Here is a 25836-nt window from a genome sequence, read left to right on the forward strand (position 1 = left end):
TTTTTTCCCTTCCATAATCTTTGGAATCATAACTTCATGCACACAGAAAGTAAATTTGGATCAACAGATTCCACAAACAGATAGTGCAATAAAAGAATCTTTTATAGATACAGCACTTGACCAAAAGACAAAAAAGGACTGGACCGCTAGTGACATTACTTTAACAAAAGATTTACTTTACGATAAACACACCTTAGATGACGAGTATCCTTACCAGGATACAGTAAGATCATTTCAATTTGATAAAATAAAAGAACAGTTAGCTTTTATTGAGAGTTTCCAAGAAGAAGCCTCAACTTTCGCTGTTTTACAAAATCACAGAAATAAAAACGGAGAAGCCCCCTTAGTAGAGCAATTCCATCGTAATGCATATACGCGCATATCGGACTCACTAGGTGTAGAACGCTATCAATCCGTCCCTTTATATGCTATTGACAAAACCGAGACCCCTGTTCTTTATGGTCGTGATGGAGCATTGGTTAAGGTCCTCATTCCTTCTGACACTTCAGATTATATAAAGGTAAAAGGCGTCTCTTTTGAAGGCACTTGGCAAATTCCTAAACGTTACGTAGAAAGTTTGGGGGATACAGTTACTTTCCATAAGGTCGCATTCGTGGATGTTAAAAATCAAAACATACTAACAACGGAAAGATCCAGCTCTGGCAACTGGACAATACGTAGCATGAACCCAGCCACATCCGGACAACATAAACCCCCATATGCACAAGAAACACCTGTTGGACTTTTTGTAATTCAGCAAAAAAAAACAAAAATGTATTATTATGCCGATGGAACCACTAAAATAGCCGGCTACGCTCCATATGCCAGCAGGTTTACCAATGGAGCTTATATTCATGGAGTGCCAACAAATGACCCTAAAGGAGCTATAATAGAAAATAGTTGGTCTTTAGGCACCGTCCCTCGGTCACACATGTGTGTAAGGAATGCTTCATCTCATGCAAAATTCATCTATGATTGGACAACAACCAACCAAGCACTTGTTGTTGTAATCGACTGATATTTAAGTTTATTTAACATAGTAAGTGAGATTTGTTTTTGTAGCTTTGTATCCGACAAAGCTTTTTTATTTATGCGCGTTACATTTTTTATTCTACTTATCATTGTATTAGTAAGTCACTCTCCGAGCTCCTACCATAAAGAAAAAGAGGTAAAAACAATAAGCTCTAAAGCAAACGATCACCCAAGTACCACTGCAATAACCCGCACATTGTATAACCAAATGGAACTAGTCAAATACCTCAAGTACGAGGCTTTTGAAGAAGCCTTACAAGGTTATAAGAAACTAAACCCAACGAAACAGAACATTTTGACCATCATAGACTACTCTCTCCCATCGACGGAAAAACGCATGGTAGTCTTAGATATGCAAAACAAGAAAGTGCTTCAGCACACTATTGTTTCCCACGGCAGAGCATCAGGCGAAAAGTTTGCTACATCGTTTTCAAATAAACACGAATCACACCAAAGCTCCTTGGGCTTCTTCATTACAGAAAACACCTATTATGGTTCAAATGGATATTCACTCGTCTTAAATGGACTAGAAAAAGGAATCAATGATCAAGCAAAAGCTCGCGCCATAGTTATTCATGGCGCTGACTATGCAAACGAATCTATTATAAAATCGACAGGTAGGTTAGGCAGAAGCTATGGTTGTCCCGCACTTCCTCGCCACTTGAATAAAGCCATTATTGATACTATAAAGAATGGTAGTTTAATATACATCTATGCTCAAAATAATGAATATATGAAGTATACAAAACTTGTTGAACGTAAACCTAATAGCCTGCTAGCAAGTAAAGAAAATGCAGACAAATCAGAGGCACAACTCAACTAATTTTCTCGAACATGGGCACGTAAAAATAACTGTTTCGGCTTATAACATGAGGCATTGATATACATATAAACGTACGGCATGAACAAAAAAATAGAGAGTTCACGCCATACACTTTTATCTCTACCAATACTTACAATTGACTAACCATATAGGCTATCAATTAAAATATTAGAAGTTTAAACAGAATTTAAAATATCTAATTTAATTCACTGGATATTTATTTGTTTTCATAATCTCAGCATACACCTGATCAAGAAAAAGAACCGTATCAAGATTTTTATTATACTTGGTCTCTTCAAAAAGCAAATCGTACACCCCTTTTGACTTCATAGATACGAAATCAAACTTTTTAAGTTGCAACCATTCAGGAAAAGATTGCCCTGTAGCTACCGCACATTCAATAGTTTGAAAGGAATCTTCCTGACTAACTCTATACACAACCTTAACCGGGGTTGAACTTGACTTTGGGTAGTTAACTAAAATTGATTTTTTCTCCATATTATGTTTGTTTTTTTAAGTTTCCATACTCTGCTATGTCATATCTCTTACTAAAACTCGAATTTTCCTATTCTGATAAATGAACCAAAATTATTAGAAACTCATCAAGGCTTGTTTATATCTTTTGCTATAATACTTACTGACAAAAGATGCAGAGATTGGGTAAAAGAATGAAACACGTATATAATTAACAATATATAACTAAACAAGCCACCCATTTAAATTAAGAGACAATTGTAATATAGCAAATAAAAACTACTTAAACAAAAGATTTAAAGACTTTTAACAAAGTTAACCAAACTAATAACTTTAATATAGAGATAAAATATGGTTGAAAATGAACTTTTTCTAATATATTTACACAGTATATTGATGAATTTAACTAAATTTATATAAAATCATTTTACTAATACATAAGCCGGCAAAACAATAAAAAGGTTACCACTTTAGTGACGAGCGTCCATTACAATTGTAAAAATGAAGTCAATTTCCTTATTTTTTAATAAAATAGAAATAAAGGATATTATAGTTATCTCTATGTTCTTCAAGAAGCATACACGTTGAAATTCAGCAGTTTTTGAAATAGTTTTCTTATAAATAAAACAAACCTAAAAACTGACTAAAGAAATAAAAAAGTAAAATAATCAAAATTACAGCTGAGTTGATTAAAATGTTACGTAAAATAATTAACTTACATCACTTTAATTATTAATATTAAAAATTCAATAAACATAAAAGATAACATCAATATGGAAAATCAGGTAAAACCAGCTAATGGTAAGTTAGGTATTTTGATTCCAGGGCTAGGTGCAGTTGCTACAACAGTGATTGCTGGTGTAGCATCTATTAATAAGGGACTTTCAAAGCCTATAGGCTCTGTGTCGCAACTTAGTCGTATTCGATTAGGCAAACGAACTGATAACAGAAATCCTATTATAAAAGATTTTGTTCCTTTAGCTAATTTACAAGATATTGTTTTTGGCGGATGGGATGTTTACTCTGACAACGTTTATGAAGCAGCCTCAAAAGCAGAAGTTCTAGAGCAGCATCAATTAGATCAGGTTAGAGAAACACTTGAGTCTATACAACCGATGAAAGCTGTTTTCGACACTAATTTTATAAAGAATTTAGATGGAACGCATATTAAAACCGGGCTTACAAGGCGTCAATTAGCTGATGCTGTTCGTGAAGACATTAGAGCCTTTAAAGAAAAAAACGGATTAGATCGTATCGTAATGGTATGGTGTGGTTCAACCGAAAAATATGTCGAAACTAACGAAGCTTTTTCTACTTTAGCTAAACTTGAAGAAGCTTTTGACAATGACGACACCCGCATACCCCCTAGTATGATTTATTGCTACGCTGCCTTAATGGAAGGTGTACCTTATGTAAATGGAGCTCCAAACCTAACCTGTGATGTTCCTGCAATAGTTGAGTTGGCACAAAAAAATGAAGTAGCAATCGCAGGAAAAGACTTTAAAACAGGACAAACATTGATGAAAACTATTGTAGCTCCTGGGTTACAGGCTAGAGCTCTAGGTGTTGAAGGCTGGTTCTCTACAAATATTTTAGGAAACAGAGACGGACTAGTACTTGACGATCCTGACAACTTTAAAACAAAAGAAGTTTCTAAACTCTCCGTTCTTGAAGACATTTTAGATGCAGATAAGAATCCTGAGTTGTACGGCGATCTCTATCACAAAGTACGCATCAACTATTACCCTCCTCATAAAGACAATAAGGAGTCTTGGGATAATATTGATATATTCGGCTGGTTAGGTTATAAAATGCAAATCAAAATCAACTTTTTGTGTAGAGATTCTATTTTAGCAGCTCCTATTGTTTTGGATTTAGCGCTATTCATCGACTTAGCGCAACGAGCAAATATGCATGGTGTACAAGAGTGGCTTTCTTTTTATCTAAAAGCTCCCCAAACTGCTCCTGGACTACCGGCTGAACACGATATCTTCAAACAATTGATGAAACTACAAAACACTTTACGTCACATTATGGGAGAAGATTTGATTACACATTTGGGACTAGACTATTATCAAGAATTAGTAGATAGTATACAATAAGCATATAGCTCGTTTATTAGGCTAATAAGGGAGGTGTCTTACACCCTCCCTTTATTTGATTAAGTACATTTATACATTTTCATGATAAACTTTGCTATACTAGCTGCAGGTGAAGGTTCACGTCTTAAAAGTGAAGGCATTGATGTTCCAAAACCACTTTTAGAAATAAATGGCACACCAATGATTGCCCGTTTGATTAATATTTTCAAAAATCACGGAGCGAAGCGTGTCCACATTGTCATTAACACTCAATCTCTTCCATTAAAAGATTATCTTGATTCTAAGAACTTTGGTTTACCCATTGATATTTTAATAAAAGACACGCCAAGTTCCCTTCACACTTTTCATGAGTTGGTCAAAACCAATCCACATTGGAATAATTGTTGTTTAACCACAACAGACACTATATTTAGAGAAGAAGATTTTACAGGCTACATACAAAATTTCAAAAACGAACCTAATGCTGACGCTTTTATGGGGCTTACACCTTTTATTGATGATGAAAGTCCGCTTTACATCAGCACGAACAGTAGTCTTGAAATAGAAAGTTTTACAGATATTAAAACCACTAGCAGCACCTATGTTTCTGGGGGAATTTATGGCTTAAGACAAAAAGCCTTGAACTTAGTAAGTACATCCATAGAACAGGGTAATAGTAGAATGAGAAACTATCAACGTTCTTTATTAGAAAACAATCTTTCGGTAAAGGGCTATGTTTTCGACAAAATTGTAGACGTGGATCATGTTCAAGACCGCGAAACAGCTGAAGCTTTTTTAAAGGAGCAAAATCATAAATAAAATAGTTTTGAAAAGTAAAGTATTAGGAATCACTCGAAAAAGTCATTTTTCGCCAAACCACATAGGGAACGATGCTTCTATTTTTAATGAAGTATGTGAAAACTTAGTAATACAAGGATATGATATCGAAATCTGCAATGAAGAAGATTTTATGCAGCGAGAACATATCTCACAAAAGTACATCATAACTATGGGCCGAACCAAAGAACTTGTACAAAAACTTCAAAAGTTAGAAAATGAAGGTAAGACAGTTATAAATTCCGGATATGGTATTGAAAACTGTTTTCGCAGCAATATGACAAGAGAGCTGCTAAATGCCCATGTCCCCTATCCTAAAAGTCATATTGTATCCACATCTTGCTCCGTACTAAATATTTTCAATGAATTGCAAGGAACTGGGGTTTGGATCAAAAGAGGTGATTTTCACGCCATACATAAAGAAGATGTTACCTTTGCCACCACTGCTGAGGAAGCTCAATATATTTTAAACGAATATGCTCTTAGAGGTATCACAGAAGCTGTTATTTCAGAACACTTAGCCGGCGATCTGCTTAAATTCTATGCAGTTCGTGGCACTCCTTTCTTTTATTATTTCTACCCTTATGAGCACAATCACCACAAATATGCCATCTATGAACAGATAAACGATACTACTCTACATTACCCTTTTAACAAAAAGGATCTTATTCAAGCTGCTGAAAATGCAGCAAAAACTTTAGGTGTGCACATTTATGGCGGCGATGTCATCATTAATGCTGATGGTAGCTTTCATATTATAGATTTAAATGATTGGCCTAGTTTTGCACCCTGCCGAGCCGAAGCTTCCCAAGCTATTGTGAAATTAATCGTAAATACATTTACAACAAGTCGAAATGCAACAACAAAATCCCTCCTATAACAATTTAAATAATACTCCTGAAGAAACTGCATTTGAACAATCTTTAAAATCAAATGATACAGAAGAAAGAATTGATATATGGTTTTATAGACCAATAGGTTTTCAAATCGCAAAGTTATGCGCCAAAATCGGTATAACTCCAAATGCAGTTACAATTATTAGTATATTTTTTGGAGTAGCTGCTGGTATACTATTTTATTACCAAGATATACAATTGAATATAATTGGCATGTTACTTCTTGTATTTGCGAACTCTCTTGACTCTGCAGATGGCCAACTTGCTCGAATGACAGATAACAAAAGTCGTTTCGGTCGTATTCTTGACGGTTTTGCTGGTGATTTTTGGTTTGCTTCTATACATATTGCTCTTTCACTGCGATTAATGGATCAAGGATGGTCAGCTTGGATATGGGTACCTGCTATTTTAGCGGGTGTATCTCACATGCTTCAATCTGCAATGGCCGATTATTATCGTAATGTTCACCTTTATTTTATTAAAGGAAAAACAGGAAGCGAGCTCGATAACACAACAGACCTTAAAGCCGATGTTGATAATATGTCGTGGAAAAAAGAGCCATTTAAAAAATTTGTACTCAATGGTTATTTAGGTTACACACGCAATCAAGAAAAGCTCTCTCCGAAACTCCAACAATTATTAAAATTAGTAAAAGAAAACTACGCTCATAATCTACCTAAATCGCTCATAGTCGACTTTAGAGCTATGAATCGACCACTAATGAAATACACAAATATAGTACAGTTTAATACACGTGTACTTTTTTTATTTCTTTGGATTTTTATAGATCAAGTATGGATTTACTTTGCTTTCGATATGTTTGTATTAAACCCTATCTTAATATATATGATAAAAAGACAAGAAAAAGTAAGCGCACATTTTGTCGACCAAATTAAAAACAATAATTCATATGGCGAGTAAGCTGTATAAAATCATTTTTTTCATCCTAGGAATAGGGACATTAGCTTATATGGTTTATGCCCTCGGTATAAATGAAATATGGACTAATATTCAAAAAACAGGGTGGTGGTTTGGCCCAGTCTTAATAAGCTGGTTAGTCATATACCTCATGAATGCTTTTGCTTTTCGGGATATAATTTACGAGAAAGACAAACCCGAGACAAAACTACCCTTTGGAAAAGTATTCCAACTAACGGTCACCGGTTATGCTATAAATTATATCACTCCTTTTGTAGCTCTAGGTGGCGAACCCTACCGTATATTAGAGTTAAAATCATACATGGGTAGCTCCAAAGCAGGTTCATCTGTTCTGCTATACACCATGATGCATATCTTATCTCACCTTATCTTTTGGGTAGCATCGGTAGGGCTTATACTTTGGTTTGTTCCTACTAGCCATATCGTAATAACCGCATGTGTACTCATTATTGCAATGGCTTCAATATTAGTTTGGTGGTTTTCTAAAGTCTATAAAAAAGGAATAACAACAACCACACTTCATACACTATCTAAACTTCCTTTGTTTGGAAAAAAAATAGCCAATTTTGCGAATAAACACAGTAAGTCACTTCACGATATAGATCATCAGGTACGCTCTCTATATGAAAACCGAAGATCAAAATTTTACAGTTCATTACTGTGGGAGTTTTTGGCTCGCGTGGTCGGTTGTGCCGAGATTTTTTTTATTGCTCGTGCCTTAGATTTACCCATGACTTATCTAGAAAGTCTAATTGTGAGTTCAGGCTCATCCCTTTTTGCTAATTTAATATTTTTCTTTCCTATGCAATTAGGCACACGTGAAGGAGGAATGGCAATGGCTGTTGCAAGTATAGGTTATGAGGCTTCAATTGGTGTTTTCATAGGAATAGCTACGCGAATCCGCGAGCTTGTTTGGATTGCCATTGGCTTATTACTAATGGTATTCTCAAAAAGGAATAAAAAAAACAGAGAAAAACAAAACAGTAATCAGGAGACTAGTCTTCTCTAACTCTTAATAAATAAAATGCAAGAAATAAAAGGTTTAATTTTTGATTATGGTGGGACTTTAGATTCTAATGGTCAACACTGGGCTGCTGTAATATGGAATTCTTATAAAAAAACGAATATCGAAATTAGTCGGGAACAGTTTAACGAAGCCTACGTTTATGCTGAAAGAAAGATGGCATTACAACCTATCATTCTGCCTAATTACAGCTTTTTGCAAGTATTAAAGGCTAAAGTAACGGCTCAATTTGAATATCTAAAAACACAAAATATAGATTTAAATCAAAATTGGATAAATCTCATAGCCGAAGATGGATATACTGTTGCTAAAAGAAATACCCGTATAAGCAAACCGATATTAGAAAATTTAAACACCAAGTATCCCATAGTAATGGTATCAAACTTTTACGGAAACTTAACTGCCGTACTAAGAGACTTTGAGATAGATCATCACTTTAGTGATATTGTCGAGTCAGCAGTAGTAGGTATACGCAAACCTGCCCCCGCTATATACGCTCTAGGAGTAAAGAAAATAAACCTTAAACCCGAAAACTGTTTAGTAATTGGCGATTCCTACGCAAAGGATATGATACCAGCAAAACAATGTGGCTGTCAGACTTTATGGCTAAAAGGTGAAGGTTGGAATGACGAAGAAAATATTAACAATGAACATGCTGACCGTATATTCTATGACATTAATGACCTTGAAGCAATTATAGGTAATTGGCTAGCAAATAAATAAAATCACATATTACCTCATTTTTCATTTAATAGTCTTAATCGTTTTAAGATTAAGACTATTAAAAAAGAAACACCAATAGATAATTAATCGCATTTTATTATTTATAAACAGTAAATCATCTATAGCCCACTCACACTATTTGTAAGACTAATAAGCTACTTAACAAATTAATAACCATTAGAATACGCTATCTTTTAAATCCATAAGTTTTTCATACGCAATCTATTGACATTCTATAAAATTTAAGTTAGCTTTACTTTCAAGATATTAATAAAAAAGTGGTCTTATATTTGCTAGTATTAAGTAAGAAGAATTTTTAACCTTCAATCATTAGCATCTTTATTTGAATAAATTTCAGTATTGTTTAAATAAGATTTTATTTTTCGTGTCTTTAATCTTATTATTGTATTAAATAGTACCTATAACAGGGTAAAAGATGCTAACTAAATTAAAACATTTTTAAGAAGCGAGTTTCTTAGAACGTGAAAAAAACAAATAATAACATAGTAATACATTAACGTATTTTATAAATTTGTATCTTAATAATAACATAAAATCATATCATGAAAGAACTAATTGAAAAAATCAACGCAGGCTTTGAAGCATTCAAAAATGATGCAGACCTACAAAATGAAAAAGGAAATAAAGCTGCTGGTACCAGAGCTCGTAAAGCATCCTTAGACTTAGAAAAACTTTTAAAAGAATTTCGTAAAGTATCTTTGGAAGAATCAAAGAAGTAAAATAAAATTCCTCTATCATCGTTTAGTATGGTAGAGGAACTTTGTTTTAAATTCAGTAGTTTCTTTTTACTCGATGTAGTTCTTTACAGGCCTAAAACAAAAAAACAGAACTACATGCACATCAACCGTAATTTCTACTTCGATCCTATTACTTCATGTAGTATTATTGAATTAAAACCTTTAGTAATAGAATACCAAAATCTATTATTAACTTCGTAATAATAAGTCAACTTTTTTATTAAATAACGTAATTAGTCAATTATGAATAAAAATATTCCTGCTTTTTTGATTTCAACTTTATCATTTGTTATGCTATCCTGTAATAGCAGCACTTCAAGTAACGCTAATGAAAATGAGGTAAAAACAGATAGTATATATCCTCCTGTTGAAACCAACCCGGCAAACACATCGTATAAACCTTTTCAGGAAGGTCAAACTCGAGCTCCGGGTATAAAGACTATTAGTGATTTTACTTTTTCTATTGTTACAGAACAATTAGAATCTCCGTGGGGCATGGCACTTCTACCAGATGGTCGTTTATTGATAACAGAAAAAGCAGGTACTATACGTATTTTGTCTAACGAAGGTACATTAAGCAATAAAATAAACAACCTGCCTAAAGTAGACCCAGAAGGTCAGGGCGGTTTGTTGGGTATCACTATAGACCCTAACTTCGCTTCAAACCGTATGATATATTGGGTCTTTGTAGAACCAACCCCAGAAGGTAACCATACAGCTGTTGCAAAAGGGAAATTATCAGAAGATGAAACTCTTATTGAAAATGCCGAAGTAATTTATAGAGCTACTCCGACTTATAAAGGCAAATTACATTATGGAGGGCGTATCATATTTGACAAAAAAGGTAATCTTTTAGTTACGACAGGGGAACGTTCAGATATAGAGACAAGACCACAAGCACAAGATCTAAATTCGGCATTAGGTAAAATAATACGTATCACAACAGAAGGCAAACCTGCGGAAGGTAATCCGTTTGTAAACACAGCTGGTGCGAAACCTGAAATTTACACATATGGTCATCGAAATATACAGGGCATTGCTATTCATCCCATAACCGGTGACATATGGGAAACTGAGTTTGGTCCTAGAGGTGGCGACGAATTAAACCGTATAGAAGCTGGCAAAAATTATGGCTGGCCCGTTATAACTTATGGACTAGAATACAGTGGAAAGGAAATTGGCACACCTCCTATTCAAGTACAGGAAGGCATGGAGCAACCTGTATATTACTGGGATCCTGTACTTTCGCCAAGTGGCTTAATGTTTTATACAAGCGACGAAATGCCCGAATGGAAGAACAGCCTATTTATTGGTGGTCTAAGTAGTACACACATAGCTAGAATTGTCATTAAAGACAACAAGGTAGTAGGTGAAGAACGAATCTTAGACAAAGAAGGCCAACGATTCAGAGATGTTATCCAAGGAAAAAATGGTGAAATATTTGCCATTTCCGACGCTGGTAGATTATACAAAATAAACAAAAAGTAGTAGCTACTGCTTAGTAATAAAAAGGGGTGTTTTTTAAAAACGCCCCTTTTTATCTACTTAAATATCCTTTAAAAATTAGACCTTAACTCTCCTCGATTTACGATTCCTAAAGATTCGTAAATTAATTTCAGATGATACTTAACTGTGTTTTCAGATATATATAACTCTGCCCCGATCTCTTTATTAGTCCTCCCCAACCTCACTAATTCTATAATTTCCATATGCCTTGCTGACAAATTGAAATCACTAAGCTTTAATTTACCACCTGCTTTTACATTCGCATCAGCTTCGGCAATAAGTAAAAGCTTTTCTCGCATTCTTCTATTTTCAACTTCTACTAGCCTACGTTTTTGTTGGTTCAAATGATATAGTCTGAATAAGGCAATTACCAAAGCAACTAATACAATAGCTGTAATGATTAAATAATTTCTCACTATTTTCTGATTGGAAGCTTCTATTGCTTTTCTTTGATTTAGCAACTCCTTCTCTATTGTAGCTAGTTTGCCTGATTGATTATTTGCATTATATTTACTACGCAATTCAGAAACCTTTTTTTGGGCAAAAAAGGCTTTTTCATAGTCTTGAACATTTGCATAATATAGTGTTAATGCCTCTTCCATGATTATTTTATAATAATCCATGTTATATTCTTCAGCATACTTTTTTCCTAACTCATAAGATTCTATTACTTTATCATATTTACCTTCCTTTTCATAAAATCCCATTTTAGCTCTATAAACATTTGGCAAATGTTTAGGAGCCTTTTGTTTACCTATTTTTATAGCAGTATTATAATAGATATCAGCTTGTTTCAAATTATCTCTCTGCTGTTCTGTTACACCTAAAAGAGTATAAAAAAAACCTTGTGTTTCAGGCTCTAACACCTCTAACTTATTATGATCAATTTGATTAAAAAGCTTTTCAAATGTTTCCTTATCATTTAAATCAAAATAAATAAAAATGTATTCTACTAAAACTTTAGTATCCGCATAGTCTTTAAAACTATTACTAACATTTTCTTTCTCTGCCAGTCCTAAATTATATAGTGCATTATCGTAATTATACAACCTCTTATAGATTAGTGATTTTTGCACATAAGCATTAAAACGCTCATCACCTCCCACTCGTTGATCGCTTAGAATTTCGTCAATTTTCTTTATTGCTTCAGCATATCTGTGCTCATCATTTAAAGCCGAAATCTCCTTTCCTAGAATCGTCGGATCGTAAACATTCGCAAAGACAGAAAATATAAAAAAGCACAAATAAAGTAGCAGCAAGCCTCTCAACATTTTAATTCTAATAAATTGTTAATAATTATCCTTCACATGTCGTAGATACGCTACAAAAATAAATAATATTCTATAATTAAAGAGTATTGGTTGCAACAAAAGAAATACATTTTACGACTAGAATCAGCTCTTTCTTTTAAAATAGCTAGAAATAACTAAAAATTAACTAGACTGTACTAATAAATAGAACCACCTAATAAAACCTAAACACGCCACATTCTGTTCCTCATAAACTGACCTATTAAATCACCTATTTTTAGTTTTTTTTAAAAAAAAAATCAACTCAGAATAACGCATTCCAATAGGATAAATAAAAAGAAACACGTATATTGTATTATCTTTTTTCAATTGCTAAACACCAATTTATATACAACAATATGCCAAAAAATTTTGATGCAATAGTCATAGGTTCAGGAATTTCTGGAAGTTGGGCTGCAAAAGAATTTGCAGAAAAAGGTCTAAAGACTCTCTTAATCGAACGAGGAAGGATGGTAGAACATATTAAAGACTATCCAACTGCCTTTTTAGATCCTTGGGACATCCCCTATGCTAATCAAAAAACAACTAAGGATACTCAAAACAACCCACTCATATCTAAACACTATCAATTTGATCAAAGTACTAAACACTTCTATATTCAAGATCATGATCAAGAGTATATTCAAGAAAAACCATTTGATTGGATAAGAGGCTACCAATTAGGTGGTAAATCTTTATTATGGGCTAGACAAACACAACGCTGGAGTGATTACGAGTTTAATGCTCCAAAAAGGTTTAACTACGGAATAGATTGGCCTATCCGTTATAAAGATATAGCTCCTTGGTATTCTCATGTTGAAAAATTCATCGGTGTTTCAGGAAATAAAGATGGTATAGATAATATGCCAGATAGTGAAGTCGTTGGGTCCTTCGAAATGAACCTAGTCGAAAGTAAAATAAGTCGTAGTATTAGCGCAAATTATACAGATAGAAAACCAATAATTGGAAGACATGCTAATTTAGCTGAGGTAACACCTACTCAAACGCAACAAGGCCGATCAAAATGCATGGCAAGATCTCTTTGTTCTCGCGGATGTCCTTTCGGTGGTTATTTCAGCGCAAACTCTTCCACTATTCCTTATGCGTTAAAAACAGGAAACCTAACCATATTAACAGATAGTATTGTCGAGTCAATAGTTTACGATCATGATCGTAAAAAAGCTAGTGGAGTACGCATTATAAATGCAAATACAAAAGAGAAAACAGAAATAACAGGAAGTATCATATTTTTAAATGCGTCTACTCTTAACTCTAATTTAATTCTTATGAATTCTAAATGCGAGCACTTCCCTAATGGCTTAGGCAATAAAAATGATCAACTCGGCAAAAACATTGTCTTTCATAATTATCGGGGCCGTCTAACTGCTGATTTTGATGGCTATGAAGATAGTTACTATTTTGGAAAAAGGCCCACACAGATTTTTATTCCTGCTTTTAAAAACATCCATCACGTTACAGAATCCTTCTTAGGATCTTATCTAATCGCTTTTAGTGCCTATAGAGAATCATTCCCCAATTCACAAACGAACACGACTCTAGGCGGTAAATACAAAGACAGCCTCCTAGAACCCGGTAAGTGGAAAGTATCCATGATGATGCAAGGCGAGGTAATACCTGTAAAAGAAAACCATGTACGTTTAAGTAATCAAAAAGATAAATACGGATTACCTAAACTTATAACCTCCATAGGTTATACAAATAACGATGTGGTTATGATGCAAGATTTTATTGATGAAGGACATGAAATGCTACAGAAGGCAAACTGTACAAACATAATCAGCTTAGATCAACATGAAGCTTTTAATAGACAACCGGGTTTAGAAGTTCACGAAATGGGTGGTGTCAGAATGGGAATCAATCCTACAGAGTCTATATTAAACGCCTATAATCAGATACATTCTTGTAAAAATGTTTTTGTTACAGATGGAGCCTGCATGATTAGTGCCGGAAATCAAAACCCATCGCTAACATTTATGGCACTCACCGCAAGAGCTGCTAATTATGCGATTCAGCAGTTCAAAAATGGTAATTTATGAAAAAGGTCTCTTTCATCACTATGAAAGAGACCTTACATGTTGTTAATATATTAGCTTTAAGTATTAACTTATATTTAGAAATTTACCACACCTGAAAACATATAAATCTTTAACGTCTTGTTGACACTCCTGTTTTCCAACTATTAGAAAGTATAGTGTGGATTTTGTTCTAATGCTTTATTTCGATCCCATGCATCTTTAGGAATTGGAAATAGTATCGGCGTGGTATTTAACCAAGGCTTTTGAGAAACATTTAACTCTTTATAATTTGGACGTTCTGCTTTGATAAAATCTAAAAACCTACCTCTTCTGTTTAAATCAGAGAATCCACCTGATGGCTCCCAAATAAACTCCATTCTACGTTCCTTAAAAATAGCATTTAGTACTTGGTCTTTATTCAAATTGTTAGTGAGTAAGTCTAAACCAGCACGCTCACGCACTTTATTTAATTCATCTATTGCATCAGCTGATTTTCCTTCCTCATTTAGAGCTTCCGCATAATTCAATAATATCTCTGCAAAACGAATTATAGGTGCATTTACACCAGAATTATTCAAAGTCGGTTTTTGCCAATACTTAGTCATAATATATCCAGAAATAGACCAACCTGCAGGCACATCATTAGGCATTACAAAAGCTGGCATATCTTGATGAGCCTCTTCTGGTCCAATAATACTTGCCCAATAACGCTTATCTTTAATTTTACCACTGGCGTCTTTTTCATGACTATCAACCCAATGCTTTTGTGGCACGAAGTTACTCCATGCTGCCCCTCCAGTAAACTCTGCAGGAGCACCACGCGGAGCTGTCCTCTTTACTAGATTGTTCCCCTCTGCATCCGTCCCCTCTCTAAATTGTGTAGAAAAAAGGATTTCTTTATTATTCTCGTTACTTTCTAAAAATACAGTTCGGTAGTCCTTTAATAAATCATAAATACCTTCATCAAATAGCTCTTTAGACACAGAAATTACATCAGCGTATCTAGCTTGCCATAAGTATGCCTTATTTAGTAAAGCCTTACAAGCACCCGAAGTCACTTTACCTACATTATTAACATCCCATGTCTTTGGTAAAACAGTTTTGGCACTTATTAAATCATCTTCAATACTCTTCCATATAGTTTCAGCATTAGACCTTGGAATTTGCAAATCAGAACTAGCGTTCAAAGGTTCTAGGATAAGCGGCACACCTCCAAAATATGTTACTAAACGATAATAATATAAGGCTCTTAAAAATTTAGCCTGACTTACTATTACATTTTTATCCCTTTCATCACCATCAGGCATCTCTTGTACTTTATGAATAACTAGATTCGCACGTGATATACCATAATAAGCGGCTGTATATACATCTCTCAATATGGTATTAGTGGAGGGTAAAGTAAGTGAATGTAACTCAATCCTATTAGCACTACCATCCATTTCATACATATCACCTGACATCGACCACTCAATATCTGCTGCATCTCGCACATTAGAAAAAGCTTCTTCTTTTTGAAGAGTACTATACACCCCCATTAATGCCGCTTCTGCGTCAGAGGTATTTTTAAAAAATTCTTCTTCAATAATTATATCAGTCGGTTTAAGAGATAAGAAGTCATCCGAGCAACTCACAGTCGTCAATGCAACCGAGAGTAATAAAAAATTAAATATCTTCATTTTAAATATTGTTAAGTTTTAGAATCCCATTTTAACACCAAACATATATGTTCGAGGCACAGGGTACACACCCTTGTCAACCCCACTAGCAAGTGGATTAGTGGAACCAACCTCTGGGTCAAATCCTGAATAATTGGTAATTGTAAAAAGATTTTGTGCAGACATATATAAACGTAATCTTTTAAAAACCTTCGTTTTCTCTATAAATTGGTTTGGCAATGTATAGCCTAATGTTAAATTTCTTAGGCGAAGGTAAGACCCATCTTCGATATAGAAGGATGATAAATTAGCATAATTACCATTAAGATCGGTATATTTTAAAATTGGTGTAGAGTTGCCTCCGCTTTGAGCTGTCCATCTATTCAAGATATCGGCTGATGCATTGATAACACCGCTACCTCCAAAATACTTCATGGGGTACGTAGAGAACTTTGCAGCATGAAATATATCGTTGCCCGTGACTCCTTGAATAAGCATGTTTAAATCAAAACCTTTATATGAAAAGTCCATATTTAAACCATATGTTACATCGGCCCATGGGCTACCTAACTTCACACGGTCTGCATCAGATAATATGTTATCACCATTTACATCTTTAAATTTAAAATCACCAGCAGACGCATTGGGCTGAAAAGATTTATCTACTTCCGCATCAGTTTGGTAAATCCCTTCTACAATATATCCTCTAAAATAGCCTATAGGTTGTCCAATTTCTGTATAAGAGCTGTTCATTGCTGTGAATCCAACCAGTGGACCACTAATTGGATTTCCTGCTCCAAGAGATATCACTTTATTACTTAGTGTTGACATATTTACACTGACATCATATTTAAATTCATTCCCACCAGAATACCCTAACAAAAGTTCAAATCCCGAGTTTCTAATCTTTCCACCATTGACGGATGGCGCACTTTCGAATCCAGCTTCTAAAGAAACTGGTAGACTGACTAACATGTCTTTGGTATCCTTTATATAGTATTCTACTGTTGCATATCCTTTACCATCCAAAAAACCGATATCTGCACCAAAGTTCAATTGCTCACTAGTTTCCCATTTCAAATTCTCGTTGCCAGGTCTAACCATTCCTGCGCCAATTTTCAAACTTTGTCCTGTTCCCAAGATATAATTATCAGAAACTCTTCCTATGCCTAATGTACTCGAGTAGCCATAAGCACCTATTGCATCATTTCCAAGTTGTCCCCAACTCGTACGTAATTTCAAACTATTAATAAAACCCTCATTATGAAAAAATGATTCTTCAGACACATTCCAGCCTGCTGATACAGACGGGAAATTCCCCCACTTATGGGCAGGTCCAAAATTAGAGGATCCATCTCTTCGTATACTTGCTGATAACAAGTAGCGATCTTGATAATTATAATTTATTCGACCTAAGTATGACGCTAATGTATAGTGAGAACCTGTTCCTGTTCCTTTTCTGTTTGCATCAGAACTACCATTAATCACTTGCAATGCTTCGTTTTGATAATCTCTTGCTACAATTGTGAGCCAGTCATTTGTGTTTTTCTGTGCTGACTGTCCTATAACTGCAGATATACGATGATTGCCAAAACTCTTATCAAAATTCAATACGTTCTCTAATAGCCAATTTAGACCTTGAGATTGGTTTTCAGTTAATGTAGCTTGTGGGTTGTTATAAAATCCACGCTGTACTTTTGGTTCCCAAGAATGATTGCGGACAGAAGCGAAATCTAACCCTAAGCTCGATTTGAATTTCAATCCTGTCGTAATTTCATATTCGCCAAAAGCATTTCCATATAATCGCATATTTTTAACAAAGTTATCCATTGACTTCGCTCTTAAATAGGGATTATCTCCTTGCGTAGAATAAAACTCTGAAGAACCAGTAATAACCTCCTCCCTACCCAATGTAGGATAGAACTGTTGTGCAAGATTAAATATCCCTAACCTAAAATCTTCATTTCGTTGTCCTTTTCCATGTACATATGAAAAAGCCAAACTTCCGCCAATCTTTAACTTTTCTGTAACAGCTACATCGACATTTGCTCTGCCCGTATAGCGTCTGTTACGCGTTTCAATAATGGTTCCCTGCTGGTCGCTATAACCAAGAGAAAGTGCATTTCTTACCTTTTGATTGCCTCCTGTTACGGATAGATCAACATTAAAAAGAGGTGCTGAACGGAAAATTTCATCTATCCAATTCGTCCCGACACCAAGCTCCCTTGGATTCGCCCATTCAGGATTTGTCGCCATTCCAGAGTTTGTATATAGCTCATTAGCTAGGGTAGCGAATTGCTCAGCATTTAAAAACTTTGGTTTCTTCCAAAGAGAAGCGATACCCGTATAAGCATTGATCTCCGCAGTTGAAACGCCTTCCTTACCTCTTTTTGTTGTAATCAATATTACGCCATTGGCTGCCCTAGCACCGTATATCGAAGCCGCCGCCGCATCTTTAAGGATTTCTACTGATTCGATGTCATTCGGATTAACTATAGCCATACCATCCACATTATCCGAGCTACCGTTTATAGACATTCCACCTCCCCCAACAGGAAAGCCATCAATAACATATAGAGGTTGATTACCGCCAGTCGTTCCCACCCCCCTGATACGAACAGAAGCAGCACCTCCTGGTGCACCAGTTGTCTGTGTTATCGTCACACCAGGCACTTTACCTTGAATTGCACTTGTGAAAGATGTTGCAGAAACCTTCTCTAAGTCTGATGCTTTAATAGAAGAGATGGATCCAGTAAGCTCTTTTCGCTTTTGTGTACCATATCCAACAACAACGACCTCCTCTAACGCATCAGAGCTCATTTGTAATACAATTGATTTAGCTTGATAATTCTCAACAATAATCTCCTGTGTTTCATAACCAACGTAAGAAATCACCAAACTTATACCCATACTTACATTTGGCAATTCAAAATCTCCGTTCACATCAGTTGAAGTACCTTTCTCCTGATTCTTTACTTTTATGGATACTCCAGAGATAGGAAAGCCATTTTGATCCAAAACCTTCCCTTTCAGTGTCTGTTGGAAATCTTCTTTCGATGTTGTAAGTAGAGCAAGTTCTGGAGATGCAAAGGCAGGTGTAGCCAAAAGTGAGAGTAAAAAAAAACTAGACTTAATAAATCTTTTGTTCATAGCTTAAAATTTATGTGTTTATAATTCCCAGTAGTAATGTCTTTCAATACCCGGATTTGTCGTCGTAGTAATTCCCAGCAAATTATTGCATAGCTAGCGCTAGTAAACACTCATTTCAGTGTGTTTCACGACCGAATATTACTTGTAACTGTTATAGTTTATTTTAATACATCCTAATTTTATTCGGAGCTATAGGGCGTATATCTTGGCTGTTTTATTGTTTATCTACTTACTCTGTCTCTATTTTAAAAAATGTGTAAAGAAAGAATATATGGCCTCACTTGCTTCTTGTGTTAGTGCGTGCATAGGTCTGTTTGTCATCGCTACCCTATTTTCAAACCCTAATAACTTATTCACCTGTACAGCATGGTTCAGCACACGCCAACGCGAAACAGGATCTTCGGCTCCACCCGACACTAAAAATGGACGAGGTGCCATAAGGGCATGCAGCTCTTGCAGATTATGGCCACTATTTCTCAACGCTTCATAGACTCCAAAAGCCGGATTATCTTCTGTTATCAGCCCCCTCTTCCGCCAAGGTTTTGGATGATAACCTAAATACCAAGGCTCCCAATAGTTTATAGATTCCCTATCTTCTTGAAATGCCACGCCTGGGTCAGACCATGCCGCTGCTGCAAAATTATCCGTCAGACAAGAGGCAAACATAGCCCACTTTCCACCAAAAGAATGACCAACGATTCCTATTTTATCTTTATTAACTTCTTTATGATTTGCTAAGACATGATATGCACTATTCGCCGCATATCCCAACATAGATAAAGGTTGAACCGACACATTATCTATAGAAGGATAATATAACGAAAACTCATTTCTTTCAGATGCCTCTTTCGTACCAATCGAAAGTGTCACGAAGCCTCTATTTACTAATTGAGTTGCAAAATCTCTCCAAGGTCTAAATGGCCTACTTTCACTGCCTATACCAATCGATGTTTCAGCATCGTAAAACACCGATACAACGGCAGGCTTTTCACCTTCAAGTTCCTTTGGAATGAGCAAATAGCCTTTTGTCCATTCTTGTGGTGTCCACTTAAAACGAACAGTATATTGCATGTAATTTCCTTTGTCTATCGAATCTAAATACTCAAATTTCTGTTCTTCATCTAATGCCGGCCACTTACCTAAATAATGCTCCCAATTTCTTCTAATTTCAGCTTTTCGTAACTCCCATTGCTTAATGGTTTGCACGTGTTCACCATTATTAAATATTAGTGGCGATCGGTAGTCTCCATAATTCTCTTTTAAAGAATCAGGTGCTACAAAATATTTTGCTATACCAGCTGGTATTTCTTTGTCTTGAGAAAAACTCTTAGAGCCCAGAAGTATCAGAATACATAATATAAGTCTATTTGCCTTCATATACTATTGTTTTAGCTTCTTTTAAAGCTCGTGTTGAAAGATAATATTTTGCCAACATAAATGACTTTTCCCAATCTGGGAGAGCACGATTTTTTCTATACTCCAAAAACTGCTGCAACACTTTACCGAAATGCTCTTCATGACTTAGATATAACTCCTCAGGAATAATAATTCTGTATTCCTCTCCCTGCTTTGTAAACCTTAAATTTGGTAAGTCACCAATTTCAGCTAATGCCTTCGCCAGGTTATCATCAAAATCAACAACTTCCAGATTTGGTTGTAAAAACAATGCAGACTTTCCTTCTCGATCAGCTTTAATACTTATTTTAAAATTATTAGTTTCAAACAAAGCATTGAACTGATCACCCTTCCCATCTTTTGATTCTACCTCCCAATTAACTGCAATAGAAACGGGTATCCCTTTAAAATTGTACAATAGTCTACCGTTGCTAAATACATTTAATGTATGATTTAAATTAACGCTACTCTCAAGATATGCAGGATAATTATCTAATTTAGTCGACCTTTTAAAGTCAGTCAATGATACATCTGTTTTCCAACGCTGAGCTTCAATCAAACGCACGTCCTTTTCAATGTCTATAACTTGCTCTGATGACAAGATCCACTGTACTAAATCTATGTAATGTGTTGTAACATCGACCAACCCTTCACCTTGTTGTAAAGTATTATAAAACATAGCCGGACGAATCAGCGGACTACCGGAAACTTCTTTTAAAAAGTGATGCAAACTATTGATACTTATAGCGGGTTTATCACTAGTAACCTTCATTCCTCCCGAGAAAGCAATATTATTTATCAGTGCTTTCAATATTTGATTTTTAACATCATACCTTTCCGTCATAATGTCATAAACAAAAGAATCATCAGGATCTACCCTATCTAACAAGTGACTTAATTTATCATATCCATCAGTACTGATAACAAGAGGTTTATCTGCAAACACATCTTTATTATGTTCGATTGCTTCAACTATAAATTCGATCTTATTTTTATTATCTCCTGCTAGAACAACAACGTTTCCATCATTTTCTTTAAATGCCTTTTCCTTAAAATCAGCACCATAATAGCTTGATATCTCCCAATTTGTAGGATTCTCTACTCTATTATTGTATTGCTCGATGAAGTCTACATATGAAGCTGCTTTAGTAATAGTATCTGCATATACGTAGACTTGAGAGTCCACTTCACTGTTTTTATACTTTTGAACTAATGCAGCATGAAAATGCTGTGGTTCGACTACAATAAATCTTACCTTATCATTACTAATCTGTTTTTGTTTTTTAGAAGAGCAAGCCATATTAAGAATTAATATAGTGAAAATAATGAATTGATAGTTCTTCATTCTAAAACCTCCATTTTCTAATTTTATGCCCATGCATAGCATAATACATCAAATACACATAACATGGAACCAATACCCAATAAGCTACTCGTAAATCAAATAAATCGGCATAATAACCATATATCATAGGCATAATTGCATTACCACACAACCCCATGATTAACAGCGCCCCTCCTTGCTTTGTAAACCGTCCTAAATCGCTCAAAGCTAAAGGCCAGATACCTGCCCAAACAAGAGAATTTGCAAAACCCAGTAAAACAATAAACCAAATGGAAATATCTGCCGTATGCCCCAAAAAAGTAACATTACCGCTCAAATAAACTATTCCTAAGGAAAGTAACAACCCTAGAATCGTGCAAATGCGCAAAGCAGTTACTTGACTCATTACTTTAGGAATTAGCACTATACCACAAAGGTATCCTACTATTGTCAAAAACAATGTATACGAAGGAAAGACTTTAGCTTCGAGCAAATCGATATCCATCGATCCAGCATAGCCAATTATCGTATCTATTGATATAATTTGTGTTCCTACATGCAAAAAGATAGCTAAAGCTCCTAATATCAAATGCGGAAACTGAAATAAACTAACCTTACCAGAATTAGCTGCTGCCAGTTCATCATCTTCATGCTCTGTGTCAATTTCTGGTAGAGGCGACCACCTTACCAACAAACCCAATCCAAGTAAAACAATGCCTACAACAGAGTAAGGAACAATTACTCTTCGAATAAATAAGTCAAGCTCTGTTGCTCTTTCAATCGGATTCATAGTCTCTAAGCTTTTAAACAGTTCAGAGTCTGTGGCTCTTAATACAACTGTCGCAAAAATAAGAGGCGCTATTATACCTGCGGCCTTATTACAAATACCCATTATAGATATTCGCTGCGCGGCTCTTTCTTTAGGTCCTAATATAGTGACATACGGATTAGCTGCAGTTTGCAAAATAGCCAGCCCCGCCCCTAAAGAAAACAGTCCGAACAAAAATAGCTCATAGGTTCTAGTATATGCAGCTGGTACAAACATAAATGCACCAAAAGACATAATAAAAAAACCAATCATAATGCCATTTTTAAAACCTCTCTTCTTAAGTAAATAAGAAGAAGGCATCGAAATGACCAAATATGAAATATAGAAAGCAAAGGCTACTAAATAAGATTGGAAGTTTGTAAGTTCACATGCTATTTTAAAATAGGGAATCAATATAGCATTGACCCAACTAACAAAACCAAACGTAAAAAACAATACACCAATAATACCTATTGAAATATATGTTTCTCTTTTCGTCAGGCTATCTACTGTTCTAAGATTTTTTTCGCTCACATCATTAAACTTTAGGTTCCCAACCCTTTGCATACTCTCTTGACCAGAAATTTCCCATTGTTTTCTTATCATTTAAAATATGTCCGTTAGCTGGGTTAATTTCTAATTGTTTACCTGCACGCAGAGCTATATTACCTAATTGAACGAGTAAAGTGCTCTGATGTCCACTTAGGATATCTGAGTTTAAATTAGCCCCATTTTTAATCGCAGAAAACATGTTTTGTATATGAATAGCATCCAGTTGTTGTGAAGGACTTGAAAGGCTGGTCGTGTTTATAATTCCACTATCTTTTTCTTCTCTTACTAGCTTTCCTTTTACATCAAATACTTTATAAGAATTCGCACCATCAATTTGTAAAGCCCCATTACTACCATAGAACATTACCCCCACATTTGAGCCTTCGGTCGTCATTGCATTACAGCTTCTTCCCTCCCACGTAATTAACTTGTCCCGGCCAAACTCCATATTAATAACCTGTGTATCCGGGGTTTCCCAATCATCTTTATATGCATAGCGTCCTCCTTGTGAACTCACAAGTGTTGGATAATCTACTTGTAAGCCCCAGCGTGCCAAGTCTACCATATGTGTCCCATTATTCAAGGCTTCCCCCGTTCCCCAATTCCAAAACCAATGCCAGTTATAATGGATTAAATTATCCTTAAAATCCATTCTCGGAGCCGGTCCCTGCCATAATTCAAAGTCAAGCCAATTCGGCACGGCCACCTTTTTACCGACACCTATAGAAGGTCTATTATTGGTATACCAAGTCTTTGCGTAATAAACATCACCAATAGTTCCGTTATGTACTTCTGAAATCCCTTTTACAACATTTGGCCATGATCTTCTTTGGTTCCCCATTTGAATAACATTTCCATACTTTTTAACTGCGTCAATTAATAACTCCCCTTCCCTGGGGTTATGGCTACATGGCTTTTCAAGATACACATGTTTACCAGCCTGAGACGCTAATATAGCTGCCGGCGCATGCCAATGGTCTGGCGCAGCAACGACCAAGACGTCTATATCTTTACTTTCCAAAGAGCGTCTAAAATCATTAAACTCTTTCGGAATATGTGTTTGAAATTTTGAGATACCTTCCTTACACTTAGCAATAGCTCTAGAATCAACATCACATATATGGGCAATTACACTATTACTTTGTCCTGCAAAATTCTGCGCCAAAGCACCTCCCCTAGAATTAACTCCCATTACTGAAACCTGCAGACGTTCATTTGCTCCAATAATATTATTATAGCTTTTTGCACTAAACCCAGGCAATATACCTCCTAAAGTAAAAGCTCCTGTTGCAATAACGCTCTTTTTTAAAAAACTTCTTCTCGAATTATTTTCCTGATTCATCATCTTTATAAGTTTATTTTATAACTGATTCTAATTTAACAATTTCCCCATTCTGGACTTTACTTATATCTGCAGCATCTATAAATGCACAAATCTCCAAACTCTCTATGGGGTCAAATGGCAAAACTTTAGTATCAAAGAACTCTACAATTTTATGTAGAAGTGGGTCATAGCCTTTAAACTCTCCCAATTTCACCACTGCTTTTTCACAAAAAACTGTACCGCCAAACTCGGTTTTTCCTTTTCTTATTCCCCGAACAGTACCTATGCGACCATTTTCCCACAAGCCCACAATACTATCACCATCTACTGTGAACGTACGCGCTACCGATTTACAGCCGCCCCCCATTGCTGCAAAAAGCATCTCTACACCATGTATTCCATACCAGAAGAAATCCGGATGCGAAGGATCAATTGTTGCAGGCGTATAAACGTCAGCGCCCAAAACCTTTCCATATTTACCTGCTAATATATCCTCCAAACCCGTAATATACCTCAAAGAAGAGGAAGAGAAAAAAGGCACTTTATGTTTTTTAGACAAATCAAATATCTTTTTAGCATCATTATAAGAAGCTGCTAAAGGCTTGTCAATAAACAACGGTTTTCCAGCTTTGAAAACTTTCTCAGCTTGTTCTAAATGTAACCTTCCATCATTTGTTTCCAACAACACGACATCAACTTCCCTTAACAGCTCGTCAATAGAACCCACTATTTTCACACCATATTGTTTAATTTCTTCAATATATTTTGGAATACGTTCGGTAGCTGAAGGAATAGTTTTCGTTCCATATGGATAGGCAGCAACAATCTTATAATTTCTATATAAGCTACTATCACCATTAATAGATTTGGCAAAAGCTATAGAGTGTGATGTGTCTAAACCAATTATACCAATTCGCTTCCCCTCTCCCGTTCTCATAGATTTTGCTAATAAATCAGTCGATTGCCATAACGACAATAAACTCACGGCTCCTAAGCCTAAAAACTCTTTTCGATTTATATTTTTCATAATTATATGATTTAAACTTTTTACTATTCATTCTTATTAATAAATAGTGTACGTACACTCCTATGCAATTTAAAACTCATACGAAACATACACTACTATCAATAAGCACTATAAAAAACAGAACGTTATTACTTTTGGTTTATAATCATAACTCTCTATATAGCTATTATGCCTAACTAT

The 25836-nt window shown here is 35.3% G+C and carries 20 protein-coding genes; 11 read left to right on the plus strand and 9 right to left on the minus strand.

Annotated elements, in window-relative coordinates; genetic code table 11:
- The first annotated feature begins 55 nt into the window (after window positions 1–55).
- Window positions 56–1018 (plus strand): L,D-transpeptidase, encoded by a 963-nt coding sequence (locus tag ORI89_RS05085; protein ID WP_268229357.1) that lies wholly within the window; start codon window positions 56–58, stop codon window positions 1016–1018.
- Window positions 1019–1090: 72 nt separating this feature from the next.
- Window positions 1091–1855 (plus strand): murein L,D-transpeptidase catalytic domain family protein, encoded by a 765-nt coding sequence (locus tag ORI89_RS05090; protein WP_268229358.1) that lies wholly within the window; start codon window positions 1091–1093, stop codon window positions 1853–1855.
- A 201-nt stretch (window positions 1856–2056) separates the two neighbouring features.
- On the opposite strand, the gene ORI89_RS05095 is transcribed toward ORI89_RS05090, so the two are convergent.
- Complete coding sequence (locus ORI89_RS05095) at window positions 2057–2353, minus strand: hypothetical protein (protein ID WP_268229359.1); 297 nt, start codon at window positions 2351–2353, stop codon at window positions 2057–2059.
- Window positions 2354–3102: 749 nt separating this feature from the next.
- Here ORI89_RS05095 and ORI89_RS05100 point away from each other — a divergent pair.
- From ORI89_RS05100 to ORI89_RS05135, 8 genes are all read left to right on the plus strand, one after another.
- Window positions 3103–4431 (plus strand): inositol-3-phosphate synthase, encoded by a 1329-nt coding sequence (locus ORI89_RS05100; RefSeq protein ID WP_268229360.1) that lies wholly within the window; start codon window positions 3103–3105, stop codon window positions 4429–4431.
- An 81-nt stretch (window positions 4432–4512) separates the two neighbouring features.
- On the plus strand, window positions 4513–5229 hold the full coding sequence (locus ORI89_RS05105; RefSeq protein ID WP_268229361.1) for a nucleotidyltransferase family protein: 717 nt from the start codon (window positions 4513–4515) through the stop codon (window positions 5227–5229).
- A gap of 7 nt (window positions 5230–5236) precedes the next feature.
- The gene (locus ORI89_RS05110; RefSeq protein WP_268229362.1) at window positions 5237–6127 is read left to right on the plus strand and encodes a hypothetical protein; all 891 of its coding nucleotides are present in this window, start codon (window positions 5237–5239) and stop codon (window positions 6125–6127) included.
- Window positions 6102–7064: a CDP-alcohol phosphatidyltransferase family protein gene (locus ORI89_RS05115; RefSeq protein ID WP_268229363.1), complete on the plus strand. Its 963-nt coding sequence runs from the start codon at window positions 6102–6104 to the stop codon at window positions 7062–7064. The genes ORI89_RS05110 and ORI89_RS05115 overlap by 26 nt, the downstream gene beginning before the upstream one ends.
- The gene (locus tag ORI89_RS05120; RefSeq protein ID WP_268229364.1) at window positions 7054–8091 is read left to right on the plus strand and encodes a lysylphosphatidylglycerol synthase transmembrane domain-containing protein; all 1038 of its coding nucleotides are present in this window, start codon (window positions 7054–7056) and stop codon (window positions 8089–8091) included. Before ORI89_RS05115 ends, ORI89_RS05120 begins: the two co-directional genes overlap by 11 nt.
- A 15-nt stretch (window positions 8092–8106) precedes the next feature.
- Window positions 8107–8829, plus strand: a complete 723-nt coding sequence (locus ORI89_RS05125) for an HAD family hydrolase (RefSeq protein ID WP_268229365.1) — start codon at window positions 8107–8109, stop codon at window positions 8827–8829.
- Window positions 8830–9392: 563 nt separating this feature from the next.
- On the plus strand, window positions 9393–9569 hold the full coding sequence (locus ORI89_RS05130; RefSeq protein WP_268229366.1) for a histone H1: 177 nt from the start codon (window positions 9393–9395) through the stop codon (window positions 9567–9569).
- A gap of 261 nt (window positions 9570–9830) precedes the next feature.
- A complete protein-coding gene (locus tag ORI89_RS05135) occupies window positions 9831–11075 on the plus strand; it encodes a PQQ-dependent sugar dehydrogenase (RefSeq protein WP_268229367.1) in 1245 nt (414 codons plus the stop codon).
- A gap of 68 nt (window positions 11076–11143) precedes the next feature.
- Here ORI89_RS05135 and ORI89_RS05140 read toward each other — a convergent pair whose 3' ends face one another.
- Complete coding sequence (locus ORI89_RS05140; protein WP_268229368.1) at window positions 11144–12364, minus strand: tetratricopeptide repeat protein; 1221 nt, start codon at window positions 12362–12364, stop codon at window positions 11144–11146.
- A gap of 377 nt (window positions 12365–12741) precedes the next feature.
- On the opposite strand from ORI89_RS05140, the gene ORI89_RS05145 reads away from it, so the two are divergent.
- Window positions 12742–14439 carry a GMC oxidoreductase gene (locus tag ORI89_RS05145; RefSeq protein ID WP_268229369.1) on the plus strand — a complete coding sequence of 566 codons (1698 nt, stop codon included), beginning with the start codon at window positions 12742–12744 and terminating at the stop codon, window positions 14437–14439.
- A gap of 143 nt (window positions 14440–14582) precedes the next feature.
- On the opposite strand, the gene ORI89_RS05150 is transcribed toward ORI89_RS05145, so the two are convergent.
- From ORI89_RS05150 to ORI89_RS05180, 7 genes are all read right to left on the minus strand, one after another.
- A complete protein-coding gene (locus ORI89_RS05150) occupies window positions 14583–16097 on the minus strand; it encodes a RagB/SusD family nutrient uptake outer membrane protein (RefSeq protein WP_268229370.1) in 1515 nt (504 codons plus the stop codon).
- 18 nt (window positions 16098–16115) lie between these two features.
- Entirely contained in the window at window positions 16116–19226 is a 3111-nt protein-coding gene (locus tag ORI89_RS05155) for a SusC/RagA family TonB-linked outer membrane protein (protein ID WP_268229371.1), read from the minus strand.
- A 240-nt stretch (window positions 19227–19466) separates the two neighbouring features.
- On the minus strand, window positions 19467–20603 hold the full coding sequence (locus tag ORI89_RS05160) for an alpha/beta hydrolase family protein (RefSeq protein ID WP_268229372.1): 1137 nt from the start codon (window positions 20601–20603) through the stop codon (window positions 19467–19469).
- Window positions 20590–21999 (minus strand): putative oxidoreductase C-terminal domain-containing protein, encoded by a 1410-nt coding sequence (locus ORI89_RS05165; RefSeq protein WP_268229373.1) that lies wholly within the window; start codon window positions 21997–21999, stop codon window positions 20590–20592. The genes ORI89_RS05160 and ORI89_RS05165 overlap by 14 nt, the downstream gene beginning before the upstream one ends.
- Window positions 21968–23320, minus strand: coding sequence for a sugar MFS transporter (locus tag ORI89_RS05170; protein WP_268229830.1), 1353 nt, complete (start codon window positions 23318–23320; stop codon window positions 21968–21970). The genes ORI89_RS05165 and ORI89_RS05170 overlap by 32 nt, the downstream gene beginning before the upstream one ends.
- A complete protein-coding gene (locus tag ORI89_RS05175; RefSeq protein ID WP_268229374.1) occupies window positions 23292–24650 on the minus strand; it encodes a Gfo/Idh/MocA family protein in 1359 nt (452 codons plus the stop codon). The genes ORI89_RS05170 and ORI89_RS05175 overlap by 29 nt, the downstream gene beginning before the upstream one ends.
- A gap of 10 nt (window positions 24651–24660) precedes the next feature.
- Window positions 24661–25656 carry a Gfo/Idh/MocA family protein gene (locus ORI89_RS05180; RefSeq protein ID WP_268229375.1) on the minus strand — a complete coding sequence of 332 codons (996 nt, stop codon included), beginning with the start codon at window positions 25654–25656 and terminating at the stop codon, window positions 24661–24663.
- Window positions 25657–25836: the final 180 nt, after the last annotated feature.

It is taken from the genome of Sphingobacterium sp. UT-1RO-CII-1 (assembly GCF_026711005.1).
In the GTDB taxonomy this organism is placed as follows: domain Bacteria; phylum Bacteroidota; class Bacteroidia; order Sphingobacteriales; family Sphingobacteriaceae; genus Sphingobacterium.

What these genes read in the sequence shown, in the direction of transcription:
- ORI89_RS05090 (WP_268229358.1), top strand. Translation starts at nt 1,091, where the DNA reads ATGCGCGTTACATTTTTTATTCTACTTATCATTGTATTAGTAAGTCAC.
- ORI89_RS05180 (WP_268229375.1), bottom strand. Translation starts at nt 25,656, where the DNA reads ATGAAAAATATAAATCGAAAAGAGTTTTTAGGCTTAGGAGCCGTGAGT.
- ORI89_RS05120 (WP_268229364.1), top strand. Translation starts at nt 7,054, where the DNA reads ATGGCGAGTAAGCTGTATAAAATCATTTTTTTCATCCTAGGAATAGGG.
- ORI89_RS05140 (WP_268229368.1), bottom strand. Translation starts at nt 12,364, where the DNA reads ATGTTGAGAGGCTTGCTGCTACTTTATTTGTGCTTTTTTATATTTTCT.
- ORI89_RS05135 (WP_268229367.1), top strand. Translation starts at nt 9,831, where the DNA reads ATGAATAAAAATATTCCTGCTTTTTTGATTTCAACTTTATCATTTGTT.
- ORI89_RS05160 (WP_268229372.1), bottom strand. Translation starts at nt 20,603, where the DNA reads ATGAAGGCAAATAGACTTATATTATGTATTCTGATACTTCTGGGCTCT.
- ORI89_RS05175 (WP_268229374.1), bottom strand. Translation starts at nt 24,650, where the DNA reads ATGATGAATCAGGAAAATAATTCGAGAAGAAGTTTTTTAAAAAAGAGC.
- ORI89_RS05150 (WP_268229370.1), bottom strand. Translation starts at nt 16,097, where the DNA reads ATGAAGATATTTAATTTTTTATTACTCTCGGTTGCATTGACGACTGTG.
- ORI89_RS05155 (WP_268229371.1), bottom strand. Translation starts at nt 19,226, where the DNA reads ATGAACAAAAGATTTATTAAGTCTAGTTTTTTTTTACTCTCACTTTTG.
- ORI89_RS05170 (WP_268229830.1), bottom strand. Translation starts at nt 23,320, where the DNA reads ATGCAAAGGGTTGGGAACCTAAAGTTTAATGATGTGAGCGAAAAAAAT.
- ORI89_RS05130 (WP_268229366.1), top strand. Translation starts at nt 9,393, where the DNA reads ATGAAAGAACTAATTGAAAAAATCAACGCAGGCTTTGAAGCATTCAAA.
- ORI89_RS05105 (WP_268229361.1), top strand. Translation starts at nt 4,513, where the DNA reads ATGATAAACTTTGCTATACTAGCTGCAGGTGAAGGTTCACGTCTTAAA.
- ORI89_RS05100 (WP_268229360.1), top strand. Translation starts at nt 3,103, where the DNA reads ATGGAAAATCAGGTAAAACCAGCTAATGGTAAGTTAGGTATTTTGATT.
- ORI89_RS05165 (WP_268229373.1), bottom strand. Translation starts at nt 21,999, where the DNA reads ATGGGCATAAAATTAGAAAATGGAGGTTTTAGAATGAAGAACTATCAA.
- ORI89_RS05115 (WP_268229363.1), top strand. Translation starts at nt 6,102, where the DNA reads ATGCAACAACAAAATCCCTCCTATAACAATTTAAATAATACTCCTGAA.
- ORI89_RS05145 (WP_268229369.1), top strand. Translation starts at nt 12,742, where the DNA reads ATGCCAAAAAATTTTGATGCAATAGTCATAGGTTCAGGAATTTCTGGA.
- ORI89_RS05095 (WP_268229359.1), bottom strand. Translation starts at nt 2,353, where the DNA reads ATGGAGAAAAAATCAATTTTAGTTAACTACCCAAAGTCAAGTTCAACC.
- ORI89_RS05125 (WP_268229365.1), top strand. Translation starts at nt 8,107, where the DNA reads ATGCAAGAAATAAAAGGTTTAATTTTTGATTATGGTGGGACTTTAGAT.